Annotated in this window: 18 protein-coding genes; 7 read left to right on the plus strand and 11 right to left on the minus strand. The window is 73.1% G+C overall.

The window, feature by feature from the left end:
• Positions 1–94 precede the first annotated feature (94 nt).
• From murD to KY462_01795, 9 genes are all read right to left on the minus strand, one after another.
• A complete protein-coding gene (gene murD, locus KY462_01755) occupies positions 95–1,474 on the minus strand; it encodes a UDP-N-acetylmuramoyl-L-alanine--D-glutamate ligase (GenBank protein ID MBW3576465.1) in 1,380 nt (459 codons plus the stop codon).
• Entirely contained in the window at positions 1,467–2,501 is a 1,035-nt protein-coding gene (mraY, locus tag KY462_01760) for a phospho-N-acetylmuramoyl-pentapeptide-transferase (GenBank protein MBW3576466.1), read from the minus strand. The genes murD and mraY overlap by 8 nt, the downstream gene beginning before the upstream one ends.
• A complete protein-coding gene (gene murF / locus KY462_01765) occupies positions 2,498–3,892 on the minus strand; it encodes a UDP-N-acetylmuramoyl-tripeptide--D-alanyl-D-alanine ligase (GenBank protein ID MBW3576467.1) in 1,395 nt (464 codons plus the stop codon). The genes mraY and murF overlap by 4 nt, the downstream gene beginning before the upstream one ends.
• Positions 3,889–5,520, minus strand: a complete 1,632-nt coding sequence (locus KY462_01770; GenBank protein MBW3576468.1) for a UDP-N-acetylmuramoyl-L-alanyl-D-glutamate--2,6-diaminopimelate ligase — start codon at positions 5,518–5,520, stop codon at positions 3,889–3,891. The genes murF and KY462_01770 overlap by 4 nt, the downstream gene beginning before the upstream one ends.
• Positions 5,492–7,402 (minus strand): penicillin-binding protein 2, encoded by a 1,911-nt coding sequence (locus tag KY462_01775; GenBank protein MBW3576469.1) that lies wholly within the window; start codon positions 7,400–7,402, stop codon positions 5,492–5,494. The genes KY462_01770 and KY462_01775 overlap by 29 nt, the downstream gene beginning before the upstream one ends.
• Before the next feature lie 6 nt (positions 7,403–7,408).
• Positions 7,409–7,843: a cell division protein FtsL gene (locus tag KY462_01780; protein ID MBW3576470.1), complete on the minus strand. Its 435-nt coding sequence runs from the start codon at positions 7,841–7,843 to the stop codon at positions 7,409–7,411.
• Complete coding sequence (rsmH, locus tag KY462_01785) at positions 7,840–8,763, minus strand: 16S rRNA (cytosine(1402)-N(4))-methyltransferase RsmH (protein ID MBW3576471.1); 924 nt, start codon at positions 8,761–8,763, stop codon at positions 7,840–7,842. Before rsmH ends, KY462_01780 begins: the two co-directional genes overlap by 4 nt.
• Positions 8,764–8,813: 50 nt before the next feature.
• The gene (gene mraZ, locus KY462_01790; GenBank protein ID MBW3576472.1) at positions 8,814–9,248 is read right to left on the minus strand and encodes a division/cell wall cluster transcriptional repressor MraZ; all 435 of its coding nucleotides are present in this window, start codon (positions 9,246–9,248) and stop codon (positions 8,814–8,816) included.
• Between the two features lie 308 nt (positions 9,249–9,556).
• Positions 9,557–10,057, minus strand: coding sequence for an HNH endonuclease (locus KY462_01795; protein ID MBW3576473.1), 501 nt, complete (start codon positions 10,055–10,057; stop codon positions 9,557–9,559).
• 351 nt (positions 10,058–10,408) lie between these two features.
• On the opposite strand from KY462_01795, the gene KY462_01800 reads away from it, so the two are divergent.
• Genes KY462_01800 through KY462_01810 form a run of 3 tightly spaced genes read left to right on the plus strand, consistent with a single transcriptional unit; the run spans position 10,409 to position 14,885 of the window.
• Positions 10,409–11,377: an AAA family ATPase gene (locus KY462_01800; GenBank protein ID MBW3576474.1), complete on the plus strand. Its 969-nt coding sequence runs from the start codon at positions 10,409–10,411 to the stop codon at positions 11,375–11,377.
• Positions 11,374–12,615, plus strand: coding sequence for a DUF58 domain-containing protein (locus KY462_01805; protein ID MBW3576475.1), 1,242 nt, complete (start codon positions 11,374–11,376; stop codon positions 12,613–12,615). Before KY462_01800 ends, KY462_01805 begins: the two co-directional genes overlap by 4 nt.
• A complete protein-coding gene (locus KY462_01810; protein ID MBW3576476.1) occupies positions 12,615–14,885 on the plus strand; it encodes a DUF3488 and transglutaminase-like domain-containing protein in 2,271 nt (756 codons plus the stop codon). Before KY462_01805 ends, KY462_01810 begins: the two co-directional genes overlap by 1 nt.
• Positions 14,886–15,052: 167 nt before the next feature.
• On the opposite strand, the gene KY462_01815 is transcribed toward KY462_01810, so the two are convergent.
• The gene (locus KY462_01815) at positions 15,053–15,376 is read right to left on the minus strand and encodes a DUF3040 domain-containing protein (protein ID MBW3576477.1); all 324 of its coding nucleotides are present in this window, start codon (positions 15,374–15,376) and stop codon (positions 15,053–15,055) included.
• A gap of 114 nt (positions 15,377–15,490) precedes the next feature.
• Here KY462_01815 and KY462_01820 point away from each other — a divergent pair, with 114 nt between their 5' ends.
• Positions 15,491–16,264, plus strand: a complete 774-nt coding sequence (locus KY462_01820; GenBank protein MBW3576478.1) for a hypothetical protein — start codon at positions 15,491–15,493, stop codon at positions 16,262–16,264.
• Between the two features lie 79 nt (positions 16,265–16,343).
• Here the strand turns inward: KY462_01820 and KY462_01825 are convergent, their stop codons facing one another.
• The gene (locus KY462_01825; protein ID MBW3576479.1) at positions 16,344–17,522 is read right to left on the minus strand and encodes a DNA polymerase IV; all 1,179 of its coding nucleotides are present in this window, start codon (positions 17,520–17,522) and stop codon (positions 16,344–16,346) included.
• Positions 17,523–17,665: 143 nt separating this feature from the next.
• On the opposite strand from KY462_01825, the gene KY462_01830 reads away from it, so the two are divergent.
• From KY462_01830 to KY462_01840, 3 genes are all read left to right on the plus strand, one after another.
• Positions 17,666–19,342, plus strand: a complete 1,677-nt coding sequence (locus KY462_01830; protein MBW3576480.1) for a cell division protein FtsI — start codon at positions 17,666–17,668, stop codon at positions 19,340–19,342.
• Positions 19,343–19,545: 203 nt separating this feature from the next.
• Positions 19,546–19,887, plus strand: coding sequence for a GNAT family N-acetyltransferase (locus KY462_01835; protein MBW3576481.1), 342 nt, complete (start codon positions 19,546–19,548; stop codon positions 19,885–19,887).
• Positions 19,884–20,084 (plus strand): hypothetical protein, encoded by a 201-nt coding sequence (locus KY462_01840; GenBank protein ID MBW3576482.1) that lies wholly within the window; start codon positions 19,884–19,886, stop codon positions 20,082–20,084. Before KY462_01835 ends, KY462_01840 begins: the two co-directional genes overlap by 4 nt.
• Positions 20,085–20,090: the final 6 nt, after the last annotated feature.

The following is a 20,090-nucleotide window of genomic DNA, read 5'->3' on the forward strand; positions in this document are numbered from 1 at the left end:
GTCCACGGCCCGCACCGCGGTCGGCGAAGACGGCCGGTCCGCCGGCCGGCGGATGACGGCTGGGCCGGACGGGGCGGCGCGTGGCTGGAGACGGTCACCGCCGCGCCGCCGTCCCTGCTGTCACCGTCCGCGCTGCGCGGGCGAAGCGGTCGCCGCGTTCGGCGTAGTCGCGGAACTGGTCGAACGAGGCGCAGGCGGGCGCCAACAGGACCGTGTCGCCGGGCCGGGTGAGGTCGGCGGCGACCGCGACAGCCTCCTCGATGGACCTGGCGCGTGTGACCGCGACGTCGGCTTGGGCCGCGATGTCGGCCAGTTCGGGCGCCGCCTCCCCGATCAGGACGGCGTGGCGGACGCAACCGAGCTCGTCGGCCAGCACGGCGAGATCGACCCCTTTGCGCCGCCCACCCGCGATCCACACCACCGACCGTCCGTGGTCGGTGGTCGCGGCTTTCAGCGCCGCTGCGGCCGCGTGCGGGTTGGTCGCCTTGGAGTCGTTGACCCAGCGCACGCCGCCGTGGTCGGCGACGAGCTCCAGGCGGTGGCGCCCCGGACGGTACGCGCGGGCGGCGTCAGCCACCGGCTCGGGCGACGCACCCCCCAGCAACGCCGCGCACGCCGCCGCGGCCACGTTGGCCAGGTGATGCGGCGCCGCGGACCCCAGCTCCCCGGTGTCCATGACCACCCCGCTGCGGTGGGGCAGCTGGGTCACCAACCGTCCACCATCGACCCCGACGCCGAGCTCGGGCACCGTGGTGTGGCTGAACCACGCCACGCGCGCCGGGGCGTGCCTCCGGACCAGTGCCGCGGACGGCTCGTCGTCGAGGTTGCCCACCGCCCAGTCGCCCTCCTGCTGCGCCTGCCACAGCCGCGCCTTGGCGGCACCGTAGGCCGCGACGTCGCCGTGCCAGTCGAGGTGATCCGGCGCCAGGTTGAGCAGGACCCCCACTGCGGGACGGAGCGTCTCGGCGAAGCGCAGCTGGAACGACGACAGCTCGGCGACCAGCACAGCGTTCGAGGCGGCCTCACGCACGGCCGTGGTGAAGGGGTGGCCGATGTTGCCGCACGCGACCGCGTCCTGGTCGCCGGCCTGCAGCATCGCCGTGGTCAGCTCCGTGACGGTGGTCTTGCCGTTGGTCCCCGTCACGGCGATCAGCGAGCGCGGTGACAGCCGCCAGCCCAGCTCGGGTTCCGACCACACCGGCACGCCGAGTTCGGCGGCGCGGCGCAGCACCGGCGCGTGCTCGGGGACGCCCGGTGAGGCGACGACCACGTCGACGCCGTCGACCTGGTCCTCGCCGCTGACGCCGAGGATCACGGTCGCCCCGACCGCACGGAGATCGTCGGCGTGCTCGCTGTGCGGTTCCCGGTCGGTGGCGACCACGGCCGCGCCCACCTCCAGGAGGGCGTGCACCGCCGGGACGCCCGAGCGGCCGAGCCCGACGACCAGCGCGCAGCCCACACCGAGGTCAGCCACCGGCACCGCCCCGTGCGAGGAACTCCGCGTAGAAGATGCCCAAGCCCACGGCCACCCCGATGCCCGCGATGATCCAGAAGCGGACGATCACGGTGGTCTCCTGCCACCCTTGCATCTCGAAGTGGTGATGCAGCGGGGCCATGCGCAACACCCGACGACCGAACCCGCGGTAGGCGATGATCTGAGCGATCACACTGACGGTCTCGATCACGAAGATCCCCCCGAGGGTCACCAGAAGCAGCTGGGTGCTGGTCGCGAGCGCCAGCGCGGCCAGGAGCCCGCCGAGCGCGAGCGACCCCGTGTCGCCCATGAACACCTTGGCGGGGGGCGCGTTCCACCACAGGAACCCCGCGCATGCCGCCATGCCCGCCGCCGCGACGACCGCCAGGTCGATGGCGTCGTTGGGCTGGACGTCGTACGCCAGCGGATGGCGGAACTGCCAGAAGGCCATCAGCGCGTAGGCGGCCAGGACCTGCACGCTGGCTCCGGCGGCCAGCCCGTCTAGCCCGTCGGTGAGGTTCACGGCGTTCGACGTCCCCGACATCATCACGAACACCCAGGCGAAGAACAGCGCGGCCGGCAAGGGCTCGCCGAAGTCGCTGACGAACGACAACTTCTGCGAGACGCCGCCGAAGTTGGGTCCGACGTAGGCGAACGTCATCGCGACGAGCGCCTGTCCCACGAACTTCGCGGTCTTGGACAGGCCGAGGTTGCGGTTCAGCCGGATCTTGATGAAGTCGTCCAGGAAACCGACGGCGCCCATCCCGACGAACGTGCCCAGGACCAGCAGGCCGGTCGGGGTGACGCGCACGCCCGTCACCCGGGCAGCGAGGTACCCGATCAGCGCCGCCAGCACGATCGCGGCACCGCCCATGGTGGGCGTGCCGGCCTTGGCGGCGTGCAGGTGCTCGGCGTCCTCCCGGATCAGCTGGCCGAAACCCTGACCGCGGAAGTACCGGATCACCGCGGGAGTGATCACGATCGACGCGACGAACGACACCGCCGCCGCGAACAGGACGGCCCTCAAGGAGCGGCCCCGGAGCGGTTCAGCAAGGCATCGGCGACGGCCTCGAGGCCACCGACGCGGCTGGCCTTGACCAGGACGACGTCGCCGGCACGCACCCGTGGATGGACCACGTCGACGGCGCCGTCCGCGTCATCGACCTGCCACAGGTGATCCCCAGCGAAGCCTGCTTCGCGGGCGCCCGCCGCGATCGCGGCGGCGTCGCCTCTGCCGACCACCACCAGGCGGTCGAGCCCGGCAGCGGCGCACTCCCGGCCGAGGGCCCGATGGTCGTCGTGGGAGGTCTCGCCCATCTCGGCCATCAGGCCAAGCACCGCCCAGCTGCGGCCGGCGACGGTGCCCTGGATCCGCAGCAGCGCATCCAGTGCCGCGCGCATCGACGCCGGGTTGGCGTTGTAGGCGTCGTTGAGGACCACCACCCCGCCGGCCTCGCTCACCTCGCTCCGCCAGGACGAGACCGGCGCGGCTCGCAGCGCCGCCGCAGCAGCTTCGATGTCGACGCCGGCGATCCCCGCGGCGGCCAGCGCCGCCAGGGAGTTGCTGACGTGGTGCTCACCTGCGAGCGGAACGCTGACGTGCGCCTCGCCCCATGGCGTGCGTGCCAGGAACCGCGGGCGGGCGAGGCGGTCCAGGTCGACGTCGTCGGCGACCACGTCGGCGTCGGTGCGACCGTAGGTCAGCACCTGCGCGTCGGTGCGTGCGGCCATGGCGAGGACACGTGCGTCGTCGGCGTTGAGGATCGCGGTGCCGGCGGGACTCAGGGCCTCGACCAGCTCACCCTTGGCGCGGGCGACGGTGTCGACGTCACCGAACATCTCCAGGTGCGCGGCGTTGACCGCGGTCACGATGGCGACGTCTGGCTGCACCACCGCCATCAGTGCGGCGATGTGGCCGACGCCCCGCGAGCCCACCTCGACCACCAGCACCTCGGTGTCGGCGCGTGCCGCCAGGCAGGTCAGCGGGACCCCGATCTCGTTGTTGTACGACCCGGGCGCCGCGACCGTCCGCCGGCCAGCGCCGAGCGCCGCGGCGGCCAGGTCCTTGGTGGTGGTCTTGCCGACCGATCCGGTGATCGCAACCACCTGGGGAGCGACGCGCTCGCGGACCACGCGGGCCAGGTCGCGCAGCGCCCGCCGTGTGTCGTCGACGAGGACGGCCGGAGCGGCCGTGGACGTGGGCCGCTCGGCGACGTAGGCCACCGCGCCGGCGTCGATGGCCTCGGCGATGTGGTCATGGCCGTCGTGGCGTTCGCCGCGCAGCGCCACGAACAGCGCGCGGTCGGGGACGTCCCGCGAGTCGGTGGTGACCTCGTGCACCGTCCGATCGCCGCTGGAGAGGTCCGCGAGCCGCCCACCGGTTGCGGTTGCGACGTCGGCCAGGCGCAGGGTGATCACGCTGCGCCTCCGCGCTGGCGTCGCCATCCGCGGGCGGCGAGGACCTCGGTGGCGACCTGGCGGTCGTCGAACGGGACGGTGCGGTCGGCGAACTCCTGGTCGGTCTCGTGACCCTTCCCGGCGATCAGCACGACGTCGCCGGGCTCGCTCCCGGCGATGGCGGCTGCGATCGCGGCGCGGCGGTCGGGCTCGACCACCACGTCGGCGCTTGGTACCCGCCGGGCGCCAGCCTCCACCTGGGCCAGGATCGCGATGGGGTCCTCGGAGCGGGGGTTGTCCGAGGTCAGCACGGCCCGGCCGCCTTCCGCGGCGATGCGGCCCATGACGGGGCGTTTGCCGACGTCGCGGTCGCCACCGCACCCGACCACGACGTGGACGCGGCTTCCGGGCTCGATCAGCTTGTCGACCTCGGCGACCGCTCGTGACAGGGCGTCGGGCGTGTGCGCGTAGTCCACCAACACTGCGAACGGCTGGCCGCGGTCGACCGGTTCCAGCCGCCCCGGGATCCCCGGGCAGTCAGCGATCCCAGCAGCGGCGGCGTCGGGCTCGACACCGACGCGGGTGGCCGCCAGGTACGCGGCAGCGGCGTTGGCGCTGTTGTACGCGCCGATCAGCCGCGTCGTGAGCGTCATGGCGGGACCGCCGGGGAGCGCCCCGGCGTGGTCGGCCACGAGCCGGCAGGTGACGCCCTCGATGCTGGAGTCGACGTCCACGATGCGCACGTCCGCATCGGGCGACTGCCCGTAGGTGACGACGGGGATGGTGGCGATGTCGGCGAGCCGCCGGCCCCACTGGTCGTCGACGCACACGATGGCGACCTCGGCCAGCTCCGGCGTGAACAGCCGTGCCTTCGCCGCGAAGTAGTCCTCGAGGGTCCCATGGAAGTCGAGGTGCTCCTGGCTGAGGTTGGTGAACACCGCCGCCGCGAACCGGGTCCCGTCCACACGGTGCTGGGCGAGCCCGTGGGAGGACACCTCCATGGCCACCGCGTCGACCCCGCGGGCGTCCATCGTGGCCAGCAGACGCTGCACGTCGGTGGCCTCCGGTGTAGTGCGCACGCCCGGTTGGGGCTGGCCGTGGATCCGTGTCTCGATCGTGCCCACCACGCCGGTTCCGAGCGCCCCGGCGCCGAACGCCGATTCAAGCAGGTACGTGGTGGTCGTCTTGCCGTTGGTGCCGGTGACGCCCACGACGCTGAGACGATCGCTGGGGTGATCGTGGATGCGCGCCGCGACGGGTCCGAGCGCCCGTCGGACCGACGGGACCCGCACCTGGGGGACGTCGACCTCGACGAAGCGTTCGACGAGCAGGGCCGGCGCGCCGGCGTCGACGGCGTCGATGCAGAATTTGTGACCGTCGACGGTCGCGCCCGGGACGGCGCAGTACAGCCAGCCGGGCCGCACCTGACGGCTGTCGTGCGTCGCGTCGGTCATCACCGCGTCGCCGCGCCGCTCGATCGGTCCGCTCCGTCCGGACGCAGCGGCGTCTGCGACCTCGGGGAGGGTGATCGTCACGGAGCCGGCCTCGGGCACGCGCAGGGTCGGTGGCGCCAAGCGAGGATAGCCACGGCGGCTGGTGGCTCCGGGGAGCCGTCGGTGGTCATGGCGAGGGGGTGTCGGCAGGCGCATCCGTCACGCCCCGGAAGGTCGCCGCAGGGGTCGGGGTCGCAGCGGCGGTGTCTGGGGCCGGCGGCGGGGCGGCGCGGGCGTCCGCTGCAGCTGGGTCGGTCGGTGGGATCCGGCGGTGGGCCAGGGCGAAGCGCATCACCTCCGCGAAGGTGGGGGCGGCGACCACCCCGCCGTAGATCGGCCGCGGCTCGTCGACCATGACGGCGACGACCATCCGCGGGTGTTCCACGGGCGCGAAACCGACGAACGAGGCGATGTACTCGCCGCTGTACCCCCGCGCCCCGGTCAGCGGCTTGCGTGCCGTGCCGGTCTTGCCGGCGACGTCGTAGCCGGGGACGGCCGCCCGCTCACCCGTGCCCTGGTCGCCGCTGACGACGTCTTCGAGCATGGCCCGCACGTGGCGGGCGGTGTCGACGCTGATGACGCGGTGACGGGCGGGCTGCGGGGCGGAGTCGAGTCGTCCGTCCGCGCCGACCACGCCGCGCAGCAGCCGCGGCTGGGTCGCGACACCGTCGTCGGCGAGCGTGGCGTAGAGGTGTGCGGCCTGCAGCAGGGTCACGGCCACGCCCTGACCGATCGCGATGGTGGGCAGGCTGGTCGCAGACCACTGCTCGCGTGGCAGGAGCGCGCCGTCGACCTCACCGGGGAAACCGATCCCCAGAGGCTGCCCGTACCCGAAAGCTTCCAGGTAGCGACTGAGCCGGTCGGGGCCGAGCTGGTCGGCGACCAGGATCGTGCCGATGTTCGACGACCGTTCCACGATCTGCCGCAGCGTCAGGTTCTCGGTCGGATGGCGATGGGCGTCGCTGAAGACCTTCCGCCCCCACGGCAGGCGGTCGGGGACGGCGAGGACCGTGTCGGGCCCGACGATGCCCTCCTCGACCGCCGCGGCGGCGGTCACCGCCTTCTGCACCGACCCCGGTTCGAACATGTCCGTGACAGCGCGGTTGCGGCGCGTCCCTTCGTCGGAGCCCTGCAGCCGGTTGGGGTCGAAGCCGGGAGCGCTGGCCATCGCCAGGACCTCCCCGCTACCCACCTCGAGGACCACGACGCTGGCTCCGACGGCGTCGAAGCGTTCGACCGCCGCCGCGGCGGCCCGTTCGGCGACGTGCTGGATCTCCCGGTCGAGCGTCACGACCAGGTCGGTCCCGGCCTGGGAGGGGCGGAGCTCGCGGGTCCCGGATGCGATGGTCAGACCTCCCGGGGCGCGCTCCAGCGCGAGCCGGCCCGGCTCGCCTGCCAACAGCTGGTCGTACTGCAGCTCCAGACCCGACAGGCCGTCCCCGTCGATGCCGGTGAACCCCACGACCTGCCCGGCGAGCGGACCGGCGGGGTAGACCCGCGTCGGCTCGGTCAGCACCCCGATCCCCGGCAGCTGCAGCTCGGCGATGCGCTGGCCCAGCGCGTGATCGACCTGCCGAGCCAGGTAGCGGAAGTGTCCCTCGGCGCGGAGATGGGCCTCGACCGCGTCGGGCGTCGTCCCCAGCAGCGGAGCCACGGTCGCGGCGACCTCGGCGGCGTCGGCGGCGGGCGGGACGACCAAGCCGTCGTCGCGGATGCGTTCCCGGAACGCGCGCGGGTCGGCGTAGACGGTGGCGGCATCGACCGATGTGGCGAGCACGTCGCCTTCACGGTCGTAGATCCGTCCGCGCCTCGGCGGGAGCTCCACCGTCCGCAGGCGCTGCTGCTCACCCAGCGCGGCGTAGTGGGCGGCGTGGACGATCTGGACCGTCACCAGCCGGTACCCGACGGCGACGAACGCCAGCAGATACACCAGCAGCGCGGCGGTGGCGCGACGGGCGAACGGGTCGCGGCGCCGGCGGCCGCGGCCGGGGCGGCCTGTCGGTGTCGCGCCGCGACCCGCGGCCCCCCCGGCCAGCACCGTCGGCTACCGCTGCACCGACAGAACGGGCTTCATCCGGTCGGTCTGGCCGCCGGTGGCCGCTTCGGTGACGACGGTCCCGTCTTGGGGCAGGCGCCGCTCCACGACCAGGAACCGCGCCCCGTCGGCGGGGACCATGCCGAGCTCATCCAACGCGACCTGCTCGATGCGCGCGGGGTCCTCCAACGCCGCCACCTCCGCGACCAACTCGGCGTAGCGGCGCTCGGCCTCGGCGACGTCCGCCTCCAACTGCGCGGCGCGCACCGCGTCGGCGGCGGCGAGCGCGTTGACGGTCAGCGTGGCGAACACGGCGGCGCCGCTGATCGTGACCAGCACCAGCGCGAACAGCAGCGTCCGCCGCCGCCGCGGTGCGGTGACCACGCGGAGACGCGGGGTCGGGGCGCGGCCGGGAACACGACGGGACTGGGGGACTGCACTCATGCGGGGACCTCGAGACGGCGCGCGGCGCGCAGTCGCGCAGCGCGGGCGCGTGGGTTGGCGGCGACCTCGGCGTCTCGTGGCCGCTCAGGACGTCGGGTGAGGACCTCCACCAGCGGCTGGCGGCCGCAGCCGCAGACCGGTAGGCGCGGCGGGCAGATGCAGCCGCGGGCGGCGTCAGCGAAGGTCCGCTTGACGATGCGGTCCTCAAGCGAGTGGTACGCGAGGACGACGCACACCCCGCCGGCCATCAGACGCTCGAGGGCCTGCGGCAGGGATGCCTCCAATGCCTCGAGCTCGGCGTTGACCGCGATGCGCAGGGCCTGGAACGTCCGCGTCGCCGGGTGGGGACCGGTGCGACGCGCAGCTGCGGGGATCGCGTCGCGGACGACCTCGGCCAGCTCGCGGGTGGTCGACAACGGCCGGTTCGCGACGATCGCGGCGGCGATCCGCGAGGCGAAGCGTTCCTCGCCGTACCGGGAGATGACCCGGCCCAGCTCCTGCTGGTCGGCCTCGTTGACGATGTCGGCGGCGCTCCGCCCGCTGGTCGGGTCCATGCGCATGTCGAGCGGACCCTCGTGGCGATAGCTGAACCCGCGGTCGGGGCGGTCGACCTGCATCGACGAGATGCCCAGGTCGTACAGGACGCCCGCTGGTCGCTGGATCCCCAGCTCGTCGAGGACATCGGCGAGCGCGTCGAAGCGCGCCTGGATCAGCTCGGTCGGGGCGTCGATGTCGGACAGCCGCTGACGCGCCAGCGCCAGGGCGTCAGCGTCACGGTCGATGCCCACCAGCGACGTGGACAGCCCGCGTGCGGTGCGCGTTCGCGTGATCGCGGCGGCGTGGCCGGCTGCGCCGAGCGTGCAGTCGATGATGGGCCCCGGCGGGGCATCGGCGAGGAGCCCAACGACCCGGTCGACCATGACCGGGACGTGCGGGGCGCCGGACGCGGCCGTCACGCGACAGGACGCGATCACGGCGTGGCCTGCAGGGGCAACAGGCGGTCGAGCTCGGCGAAGGCCCTCTCCGCGTCGCTGCGGTACGTCTCCCAGGTCCCACGGTCCCAGACCTCGACCTTCTCGTCGGCCCCCACGATCGTCAGGTCACGGTCGAGGTCGGCGTACTCCCGCAGCCGGCCAGGGACGGTCACACGGCCCTGCCCGTCGGGGCTGTCCTGGTGTGCGCCGGCGAGGAACACGCGCAGGTACGCACGCGCGCGCTGATCGTCGCGTGGGAGTGCGCGCAACTCCTCCACACGCCGCTCGAAGCTGGCGGCGGGGTAGATGTCGATGCAGCGGTCCTGCCCGGGCACGAAGACCAACCCCCCGGCGAGCCGATCGCGGAAGCGGGCCGGCAGGATGACGCGACCCTTGGCGTCCAGCGTGTGCTGGTGTTCGCCGAGGAACACGTGGTTGCCTCCGCTTCAACTGACTGCCGGCTCGGGGACCATCACACGGCCGGCCGCGATGCCGACAGGCCCCAGGTCCCTCCACTTCGCACCACCATACGCCCCTGCGCTGTGTGGCGTCAACGGACCCCGTGCGTTCTCCCCCGCGACGGCGCGTCCTGGGACGATCTCGCGCTCGGATGTGTCGCTGCAGTCCCGTCGGGTCACACGTCGACTCGGTTGGGTCTTCGCGGCGACAACGACCTCCTGTGCCACAACAGCAACGACCGTCAGATCCTCGCGGGGCGTTGGTGGAGGGAAGTGGAGGGCTACCGGACGGAGAGGGCGGCGTCCCACCGCGCCCCGAGGTACGGCTGGAGGTAGGGTCGCCAGTCGTGGCCCAGGCGCCCAGCGCGGACCACGAGCCAGAACACCGGCGGCGGAGCCTTCGGTGCGACGGCGAGCTCCAGGCCGGCCTCGGCCGGCGTGCGGTCCTGCTTGGTGGCGTTGCAGCGGCGGCACGCGGCCACCACGTTCTCCCAGCGGTGCTCACCGCCCCGCGAGCGCGGGATCACGTGGTCGACGTCCTCCGCCGGCGCGTGGCAGTACTGGCAGCGGCCGCCGTCGCGGACGAACACCGCACGGCGGGACAGCCCGGCGTGGGCCCGCCGCGGCACGTGCACGTACCGGGTGAGGCGGACCACGGTCGGGGCGCGCAGCGCCAGCCTCTCGGAGCGGAACCACGCCCCGTCTTCGTGGACGATCTCCGCCTTGCTGGTCAGGACCAGCACCACCGCGCGGCGGGCGGAGACCACGGCCAGAGGCTCCATGGAGGCGTTCAGGACCAGTGTCGGTCCTGGCGAGGCCACCAGCACATGGCGACCTCCAGCGTCACCGGAGGCCCGGCCGTGGTCGCTCGTGCGGGCAGCGTCGTCCACGCTGGCGAGTGTACGCCCCGTCCACCGGCGCACCCGTTGCAGCGCAACCCGGTGAAGCCCTCCCACGCTGGCGAGTGTACGCCCCGTCCACCGGTGCACCCGTTGCAGCGCAACCCGGTGACACCCTGCCACGCCGGCATCCAGATCGTCTCGGCACGGGGAGGATGTCGGCCCCGCGGCTACCATCGCCGCGCCGCCGACCACCGGCGGCCAGGAGGCATCGTGGCCAAGGCGGCCAAGGCCATGACCGGTTCGGGGGCACGGCTGGATCTCGTCCCCCTGGCGTCGACGCTCGCCGCCATCGAAGGCAACGTCCGCTCGGTGATCGAGGGCAAGCCCGCGGTGGTGCGTCTGGCGGTCGTCGCGCTGCTGGCCGAGGGTCACATCCTGATCGAGGACGTGCCAGGAGTCGGGAAGACGCTGTTGGCCAAGGCGCTCGCACGTTCCATCGACTGCTCGGTGCAGCGTGTGCAGTTCACCCCCGACCTGTTGCCGTCCGACGTCACCGGGGTCACCGTCTACAGCCCCGACACCGGGCAGTTCGAGTTCAAGCCGGGCCCGGTCTTCGCCAACGTGGTGCTCGGCGACGAGATCAACCGCGCCGGACCCAAGACCCAGTCCGCGCTCCTGGAGGCGATGGAGGAGCGCACCGTCACCGTCGACGGTGTGACCTACGCGCTGGGGGTGCCGTTCCTGGTGATGGCGACCCAGAACCCGATCGAGCTCGACGGCACCTACCCGCTGCCCGAGGCGCAGCGCGACCGCTTCATGATGCGCCTCGCGATCGGCTACCCGGATGCGGACGCCGAGCTGGAGGTGCTGCGCACGCACGGCCACGGCGACCGGCTCGCCGACCTGGCTGCGGTGACCGACGCCTCGACCGTCGCCGAGGTGATCGAGGTGGTCCGAGGGGTGTACGTCGCCGAGTCGGTCGAGCGCTACATCGTCGCGATCTGCCGCTCGACCCGCACCCACGGCGACGTGGAGCTGGGAGCCTCGCCCCGCGCGTCGCTGGCTTTGATGCGGGCAGCCCGGGCGCTCGCGGCGACCGAAGGGCGAGACTACGTGGTCCCCGACGACGTCAAGGCCCTCGTGCCGCACGTGCTGCCGCACCGTCTGATCCTACGGCCAGAGGCGCAGCTGGCCGGCCGCGGCCCCAGCGACGTCCTCGCCGACGTGGTCGCCGGGATGCCCGCCCCGACCGGGCCGTGACCGATCGAGGCAAGCTGATGCTGGTCGCAGCGGCCGCATCCTGGGTCGTGAGCCGGACCTTCGCGATCGACGAGCTGTCGATGGCGGCGCTCGCGTGCATCGCGCTGGTCGTCGTGGGCGTCACCTACACGCGGGTGGCGTCCGCACACGTGTCGATGCGCCGCAGCGTGCGCCCGCACCGCCTCTTCCACGACGCCCACGCCACCGTCACGCTGGACGTGCGCAACGACGGGCGGCTGCCGACGGCCGTCCTGATCGTCGAGGACCGCGTCCCCGGCGTCCTCGCGATCCCGCCCCGCTTCGTCGTTCCGCCTCTGCGCCCGCGGCAGGTCCACCAGGTCACGTACCGCCTGCACGGGCGGCAGCGTGGCCGCTACGCGATCGGACCGGCCGTCGTGCATCTGCGGGACCCGTTCGGCGTGGCGCAGCGGCCGGTGCGGTTCGGGGCGACCAACGAGGTGCTCGTGTACCCGCCGGTGTGGGCACTGCCACCGGCGCTGCCACGCATGGGACCGGTGGGGACGGTCAGCGACGGCTCCGCACGTCCGCTGGCCACAAGCGGGGACTTCGCCAACATCCGTGAGCACGTCCGCGGTGATGACCTGCGCAAGGTGCACTGGAAGTCGACCGCGCACCGCGGGAAGATCATGATCAAGCAGGAGCAGGCGCCCCAGGGCGCCGAGGCGACCATCGTCTTGGACACGCGGCGGGACGCCCACCGCGGCACCGGCCCCACCTCCACGTTCGAAGAGGCCGTCGCGGTCGCCGCGAGCGCAGCCTACGACCTGTCGGAACGCGGCTACCGGCTGCGGCTGGTGGCCGGCTCCGTCACCGAGCCTGCCCCGACCCTGCCGTGGGAGGTGCTCCTCGAGCGCCTCGCCGTGGTGAGCGCCCGACGGGGCGCGACTCTCCGCCCGGTGTGGCAGCCGCTGGCCGCTGGCACGGCCGGCGAGGGGATGCTGGTCGCGGTGGTCGCCCCGCCCGGCGCCGAGGACCTGCGCCACATGGTCCGCGCCGGGCGCGGCTTCGCGCTGCGGGTCGCGGTGGTGGTGGCCGCGCGTACACCACGCCCCGAACCCGGCAGTCGTGAGCGCCTGGCGGCTGGGGACGCGCTGCGGGCGCTCCGCGTGGCAGGGTGGCGCGCGAGCCTGCACCGGCCTGGCGATCGCCTCGACGTCACCTGGGGGGAACTGGCACTGCACGCGGCGCGCGGCGCGCCCGCGGGGTCACCGCGCTGATGCGTCGCGATCTCGTGTTGACCGGCGCGGCAGCGCTGGTCGTGTTGACCGCGACGGCCTCCCTGCAGCGGGTCTTCCTCGACGGAGCATGGCGACCTCACGCCTGGGGTGCGGCCGCGGTGGCGCTGGCGGTGGCTGCCGCCGCCCACCGTCTGCGGCTCGGCGTTGTGGGCGCCGCCGTCCTCAGCGCCGCTGCGTTCGTGGCAGCCACCTCGGCGGCGCACCTGGACATCGGCGGCTGGCTGCCCGGGCGCGCCGACCTGGCCGAGTACACCGCGTTGTGGGCAGTCGCGGTCAACGACCTCGCTCACGAACCTGCCCCCGCCCGGACCACACCCGGGCTGATGCTGATCGTGTGGACCGGGGCCTGGTGGGTGACCCACGGGTTGCACGAGCTCCTGGTGCGGCTGCGCCGGCCCGGCCACGCCCTGGTGGCCGCGGCGTGTCTGTGGGCGTTCCCCCTGGCGGTCCCCCAGCCGCCAGGACGGACCTGGCCCCAGGCCATGCCGTTCCTGGCCGCAGCGGCGCTGGTCCTCCTGCTGGAACCCGACCCCGACGTGGCGGCCCGGCGGCGACCCGCCGGCTCGCCGCGGCTGAGCCCGGCAGGGGTGGGACTGGGCGCGGTCGCGATCCTCATCGCTGGGTCGGCCCCGACCATCGTCCCGGGGTACGGCCAGGCACCGTGGGTGAACCTGTCCGGGCAGCGCGCCGCCCGGGGCTACCAACCGATCGTCGACGTCTCGACGCGGCTCACGCTGCCGGCACCGCGTGACCTGCTCCGCGTGGACGCGCCGCGGCCGCTGTACCTGCGCCTCGCCGGGCTGGACACCTTCGATGGGTACACCTGGCGTGTCGGCCCGGCCGGGTCGCCCTCGTTCTCCCCGGACGAGGTCATCCCGGTCGACCGGACGCTGCCGCCGGAGGTCGAGATCCGCGCGCAGGAGCCGGTCACCGTGACGGTCGAGAACCTGTCGTTGGAGAACGTCTTCGTTCCGGTCCCCTACCACCCGCTCCGGGTCGGCGGCGACGCCGCCCGCTCCATGGTGTACTCCCGCGACGGCACGTTCATCGCCTCGTCCCAGACCCTCGACGGCAGGCCGGCGCTGGTCCCCGGCCTGGCCTACAGCGTGCGGTCCGCGATCCCCAATCCACGTCCCGAGGACCTGCGGACGGTCACCGAACACAACTACGGCGACCCCGGCGACGAACGGTGGTTGGCGCTGCCGCGGGACTACCCCGAGCTGCGAGCCGTGGCCGACGAGGTGCTCGCCGCCGCCGACGCCGCGACCCCGTTCGATACGGCGTTCGCGCTGCAGGACTTCTTCCGCGACAGCCGCCGCTTCCAGTACTCGCTCGACGTCCCGCCGCTGCGCGACGCCGATGCGCTGACACGGTTCGTCACCACCGACCGCACCGGGTACTGCGAGTACTTCGCCACCGCCATGGCGGTGATGCTGCGGCTGGAGGGCATCCCGTCCCGCGTGGCGGTGGGTTTCCGGCTGGGACGGCAGAGCGAGTCGGGCCAGTACGTGGTGTCGACCGACAACGCCCACGCCTGGGTCGAGGTGCTGTTCCCCGGTTACGGCTGGATCCAGTTCGAACCGACGCCGGCGCTCCCCGACGCACTGGTTCCCTCCCGCCAGGAGATCATCCCGTCCGAACCGGTCGGTGGAGGGTCGCGACCGCCGCGTGGCGCCCAACCTGCGTCCGGTGAGGAGCTCCCCGACCGACCGCCCGATGACGTGGCGCCCACCGAACCCTCCGCGCGACCGTCCGTCCCCGCCGCTCGCGGCGGTGCCGGGTCGCAGGACAACGGCACTCAGCCCCTGCCGTGGCTGCTGGTCGCGGTGATGGGGGGTGGGGCGGCCTTGCTGTTCGCGCAGCGGCGGCCGCGTGGCGACCTCGACGATCGGGAACGGGTCCTGGCCACCCAACGGCGGGTGCATTCGCAGGCTCGGCGGTACGGCGTCGGCCGCCGTCGCTCGGAGACGGCGCGGGAGGTCGCGTTGCGGTGGGCGGCCGAGGGCAGGGTCGGCGCCGACCAGGCCCGCCGCTTCGCCGACCTGGCGCAGGCCGCCGCGTTCGGCGGCCTGGTGGAGCGGGGCGCCGCAGATGAGGCCGAACGGCTGGGCGGGCAGGTCACAGCCGGGCTGCGAGCGTCCGTGACGCGCCGTCACCGGCTGGTCGCGCCGATCCGGATCCCGCTCGCGGGTGCCATGTCGACGGGGCGTCGGGCCGCGGCGGTGGTCAGGCACCGAGTCCTCGGTTAGCGACGGGGCTTCGCGACGGCGCTTCGCGACGGCGGTCAGCGACCGCCGGTGCGGCGGCGCGGCGGCCACCCTCGGTTCGCGACGGGGCTTCGCGACGGCGGTCAGCGACCGCCGGTGCGGCGGCGCGGCGGCCGCCCTCGGTTCGCGACGCCCCGGCGAGCGGACGGCTAGCGGCGGCGGCGCACGAAGGCTCGACGGAGCTCGTCGATCACGCCGCCCGGCCCCGAACCCAGGCCCCGCACCGCACCGGCACCGACGAGCACCGAGGTGAACATCAGCGCGAACCCGACCATCCCGAGGACCAGGTGGAAGGTCAAGCCGAGCAGCGTCACGAGACCGACGAGGAAACCGATCACCGACCAGCGCAAACGACGCAGGTGCAACCGGGCAGGGGTGGTGTTCGCCACGGTGGCGACGAACTTCGGGTCCTCTTCGGACAGCTGCCGCGCGATCTCCTGCAGCATGCGCTCCTCGTGCTCGGACAGCGGCATTGTGTCTCCCTCTGCGCCACCACGGCCGGGGCTCTACGAGTATACGAGCGGCCCCGCCACCACGGTGGGTGAGCACTCGGATCGTCGGGTCACCTCGCGGACGGTCACCCGACCGTGGCCGGTACGATCGGCTCCGCCGACGGCCACGGGGACGATGTGCTCGAGCGTGAGTGGGTGAGCATCCGCGACCCCGATGACGGCCACCTGCGGTACACCTTCGACGTGTCCTTCCTGCTGTCGCACTACCGGTGCATCTACGGGCAGGGTTGCCCGGGGGTCCTGTGCGACGGCAGCGACCCGGCGCTGGGCTGCTGTGTGCACGGGGCGTACTACGTCGACGCCGACGAGCGGGTCCGCGTCGAAGGTGAGCTGCTCAACGAGCTCGATCCCGAGATCATGCAACTCCACGACCAGGCGGTGGCGGACGGCATCACGTCGCTCGACGAGGACGGAGAGGCCCACACGCGCCTGGTCGACGGCGCGTGCATCTTCCTCAACCGCGGCGGGTGGCCGGCCGGCGAAGGATGCTCGTTGCACGTGCTGGCGATGCGCCGCGGCGAGCACCACATGACCTACAAGCCGACCGTCTGCTGGCAGGTGCCCCTGCACCGCTCGATCGCCGAGGAGGTCGCCAACGACGGCGAGAAGCTCGAGATCCACACGATCTCGGCGTTCGAACGTGGGACGTGGGGGGAAGGCGGGGCGGACTTCGCCTGGTGGTGCACCGATGAGCCATCGGCGTTCACCGCACGGCAACCGCTGTACCGCAGCATGGAACGTGAGCTGCGTGAGATGGTCGGCGACGGGGTGTACGACGAGCTCGCCACGTTCCTCGACCGTCGGCGGCGCCGCCGGGACACGGTGCGGTTCCTCCCGGTCGCCGACTAGCGCTGCCTGGGAGCGTCGTCGATCGCGCGTGTCGAGCGGTCGGTGAGCGCGGAGCGGCGGCCACCGCCCGATGCGTCGGTCAGCCTTCGAGGTCGTCGCGGGTTGGGGCGGCGTTCCCGGCCGGGGCGTCGGAATCCAGCAGCGCCCCGTAGGTGACGACCTCACCGCCGAACCGGTGGCGTAGCGCGTCCGCAGCCCGCTCGGCGTCCTCCCACCGCTGGTCACCGTCCAGGGCGAGCTGGCGCGCCGCCGCGCCCGCAGTGAGGTTCGTCACGGCGACGCCGAGGAGGCGGATCCGGACCCGTTCCAAGCGCAACCGGCCGTACAGTTCCCGGGCCACGGTGACCAGGTCGTGGGTGCGGTCGGTCGGCAGGTCGAGCGTGGCCGACCGCGTCACCGTCTGGAAGGAACTGAACCTCACCTTGAGGGTGATAGTTCGCCCGGCGAGGTCACCGTCGCGCAGGCGCCGGCCGACCTTCCGACACATCCCGAGCAGCTCGCGGGCGATGACCTCGGGGTCATCGAGGTCCCGGTCGTAGGTCTCCTCCACCGAGATGCTCTTGGCCGGTTCGTACGGGGTGACGGGGCGGTCGTCGATCCCTCGGGCGAGCCGGTGCAGCTGACCGCCGACCGCCCCGCCGAGGACCCGTTCGAGGGTCACGCGATCGCTGTCGGCGAGCTGACCGACCGTGTGGAACCCGTACCGGTGGAGGCGCTCGAGGGTGCGTGGGCCCACTCCCCACAGGTCGGAGACCGGCAGCGGCCGCAGGAACGCCGCGACCCGGTCGCGTGGGAGGTGGACCAGCCCGTCGGGCTTGGCCTTCCCCGAGCACAGCTTGGCGAGGAACTTGTTGGGGGCCACCCCGACCGAACAGGACAGGCCGAGCTGGTCGCGGACGTCCGCCCGGACCTGTGCAGCGATCCGGGTCGGTTCGCCGAACAGGCGCCCCGCGCCCGCGACGTCGAGGAACGCCTCGTCGAGGGCAAGCGGCTCCACCAGTGGGGTGTAGGCGATCAGGATCTGTCGGACGCGTCCCGAGACGGCGACGTACCTGGCGAAGTCCGGCGCGACGACCACCAGAGCGGCGCACAGGCGCCGTGCCCGGACCATCGGCATGGCGCTGGTGATCCCGTACCTGCGGGCCTCGTACGAGGCCGCGGCGACCACACCACGCGAGCCGCTCCCCCCGACCACGACGGGGCGGCCAGCCAAGGTCGGATCGTCGCGCTGCTCGACCGACGCGTAGAAGGCATCCATGTCGACGTGCAGGATCGGCTCGGGGGGGCGGTCAGCACGCACCGCGGCGCTCCTAGGGAACGTACGTTCGCCGCAGCGTACTCGCGTCGGCCCACCCCACGGGGCGTCCTGGTAGACCGGTGCGGGATCCTGGGGAGGTGGCGATGCGCCGCGTGCTGATCGCTGTCGTCGCGGCGGTCGTCGTGGCGGGGCTCGCCGTCGGTGGCTGGGCGTGGTGGCAGCAGTCGCAGCTGCGGGCACGGGAGCAGGCGCGTCGTCAGGCCGCCGCCGTCGCCCAGCGGTTCCTGGACGCCTGGGAGGAGGGCAACCTCGACCAGCTCCCGGCTCTGACACGTGCCCCGCCCGACGACCTCGCCGCCCACCACGCCACCATGCGCGAGCGGCTCCAGGCTGACCGGTTGGATCTCGAACCCGGCGAGGCCGAGCTCAACGACTCCTCGAACCTCGACGCTGGCGTCACCGTGCCGTTCCAGGTCCGCATGCACCTGGCGGGACTGGGCGACTGGAGCCATCGCAGCTCCCTGGCGCTGACTCGCATCGAGGACGCGGAGCAAGCGACGTGGCGGGTCGAGTGGTCGCCGGCCGTCCTACACCCATCCCTGTCGGACGGGACGGCGCTGGACCGGTCGCGGAGCTGGCCGGACCGCGCCCCGATCCTCGACCGCGACGGGCAGCCGCTGTCCGGCGAAGGCAGCCTCGGGCTGGTCGTCGGCCACACCGGTGAGGTCACCGCCGAGCTGTTGGTGCAGCTGGGCGACCCCTACCTCGCTGGCGACACGGTCGGGCAGCGCGGCCTGCAGCTGGCGTTCGAACGGCAACTGGCCGGATCACCCACCGGTGAGATCCGCGTCGTGCGCGGCGACGAGGTCGTCGAGGTCGTGCACCGCTTCGAAGGTGAACGACCGCAGCCCCTGCGCACGACGCTGGATCCAGGCATCCAGCGAACGGCCGAGCTCGCGCTGGGTAGCGGCGCGACCTCAGCGCTGGTGGTCCTCGACGCGTCGACCAGCGAGATCCGCGCCGTGGTCAACCGTCCCGTCGGCGGCTTCAACCGGGCGCTGACCGGGAAGTACCCGCCCGGCTCGACCTTCAAGGTCGTGACCGCCACCGCCATCCTGCGCAGCGGCGTCACCCCGTCCGGCACGGTGCCGTGCCCGGAGACCGTGACCGTTCACGGCCGGCCGTTCCGCAACTTCCAGGGGGAGGCCTTCGGCCCCATCCCCTTCCGAGAGGCGTTCTACCGCTCGTGCAACACCGCGTTCGTGCAGCTCGCAGCCGACCTCGATGAGGGCGCGCTCCAAGCGGCCGCCGCCGACTACGGCTTCAACAGCGGTTGGCAGCTCCCGGTGGGCGAGCCGGCGGCGTCGTTCCCGGAGCCCGGTGACCTGGCCGAGCGGGCCGCCGCCGCCATCGGGCAGGCCCGCGTCCTGGTCAGCCCCGTCCAGCTCGCGTCGGTCGCCGCCGCAGTCGCGCAAGGCAAGTGGTCCGCGCCGACGCTCGTGTCCGACACCCGGTCGGGCGTCGCCCCGCGCGACCTGCAGGACGTCGCCGCGACCCTCACGGAGCTGATGCGCGAGGTGCCCCGGCGCGGCACCGCCGAAGGCACCGGCCTCCCCGACGGTCTGGCCGGCAAGACCGGCACCGCCGAGTACGGCACCGGGGATCCGCTACCAACCCACGCCTGGTTCATCGGGTTCCGCTCGGACGGAGACGGACCGCAGCAGGATCTCGCCTTCGCGGTGCTGGTCGAGGGCGGCTCGTCGGGCGGGGCGGTCGCCGCGCCGGTCGCGGCGCGCTTCCTCGCGAATCTGCCGGGCTGAACCAACCCGCGCGGGCATCGCCGCGGCGAGGTCGACAGCGGACCTTCCGGTCGCCGCTCAGGCCTGCGACATCCATTCGGCGGCGCGCCTGGCCATCCCGTCGTCGGGCACGTCCTCGACACGGGTGGCCACGCTCCAGCGGTGACCGAAGGGAGCCTCGAACTGCCCCGACGGGCGAGATCTCCGTCGTCGATGATGGTGTGGTGAACGTGACCTTCCGTCGGCTGACGGACCAGGACCTGCCGCTGCTGCGCAGGTGGCTCAACGAGCCGGGCGTCGTGCGGTGGTGGGAGGGCGAGGATGTCTCATGGGAGGCCGTGGTCCGCGACGACGGCTCAACCTCGAGCGACCTCACCGAGCACTGGATCGCCTCGCTGCGACACGGCCGGCCGGTTGGCTGGACCCAGTGCGACGCCACCGCAGACCACGCCGGCGAGCACGAGGTCGAACAGTGGTGGGCGCTCGGCGTTCACCGGACAGCTGCTGGGATCGACTACCTCGTCGGCGATCCGCGGGAGCGTGGCAAGGTCTGGGGTCGGTCATGATCCGACGCTTCGCCGTGGACGTCGTCTTCGGAAGACATCCGGGATGGACCCAGGTCTGTGCGTCGCCTGTCCTTGCCAACATCGCTTCGTGGCGAGCGTTGGAGAAGGCCGGGTTCGAGTACGCCGGAACCTTCGAGAGCCAGCACGGACTGTGTCGCCTGATGGTCGCCGACCGTGCGATCACCGGGCGGCGTTGACGATCG

This window comes from Actinomycetota bacterium (assembly GCA_019347675.1).
Taxonomy (GTDB): Bacteria; Actinomycetota; Nitriliruptoria; order Nitriliruptorales; family JAHWKO01; genus JAHWKW01.

What these genes read in the sequence shown, in the direction of transcription:
- KY462_01770 (MBW3576468.1), bottom strand. Translation starts at nt 5,520, where the DNA reads ATGCGCCTGCCGACACCCCCTCGCCATGACCACCGACGGCTCCCCGGA.
- KY462_01780 (MBW3576470.1), bottom strand. Translation starts at nt 7,843, where the DNA reads ATGAGTGCAGTCCCCCAGTCCCGTCGTGTTCCCGGCCGCGCCCCGACC.
- rsmH (MBW3576471.1), bottom strand. Translation starts at nt 8,763, where the DNA reads ATGGTCGACCGGGTCGTTGGGCTCCTCGCCGATGCCCCGCCGGGGCCC.
- KY462_01795 (MBW3576473.1), bottom strand. Translation starts at nt 10,057, where the DNA reads ATGGAGCCTCTGGCCGTGGTCTCCGCCCGCCGCGCGGTGGTGCTGGTC.
- KY462_01800 (MBW3576474.1), top strand. Translation starts at nt 10,409, where the DNA reads ATGACCGGTTCGGGGGCACGGCTGGATCTCGTCCCCCTGGCGTCGACG.
- KY462_01810 (MBW3576476.1), top strand. Translation starts at nt 12,615, where the DNA reads ATGCGTCGCGATCTCGTGTTGACCGGCGCGGCAGCGCTGGTCGTGTTG.
- KY462_01815 (MBW3576477.1), bottom strand. Translation starts at nt 15,376, where the DNA reads ATGCCGCTGTCCGAGCACGAGGAGCGCATGCTGCAGGAGATCGCGCGG.
- KY462_01825 (MBW3576479.1), bottom strand. Translation starts at nt 17,522, where the DNA reads ATGGATGCCTTCTACGCGTCGGTCGAGCAGCGCGACGATCCGACCTTG.
- KY462_01830 (MBW3576480.1), top strand. Translation starts at nt 17,666, where the DNA reads ATGCGCCGCGTGCTGATCGCTGTCGTCGCGGCGGTCGTCGTGGCGGGG.
- KY462_01840 (MBW3576482.1), top strand. Translation starts at nt 19,884, where the DNA reads ATGATCCGACGCTTCGCCGTGGACGTCGTCTTCGGAAGACATCCGGGA.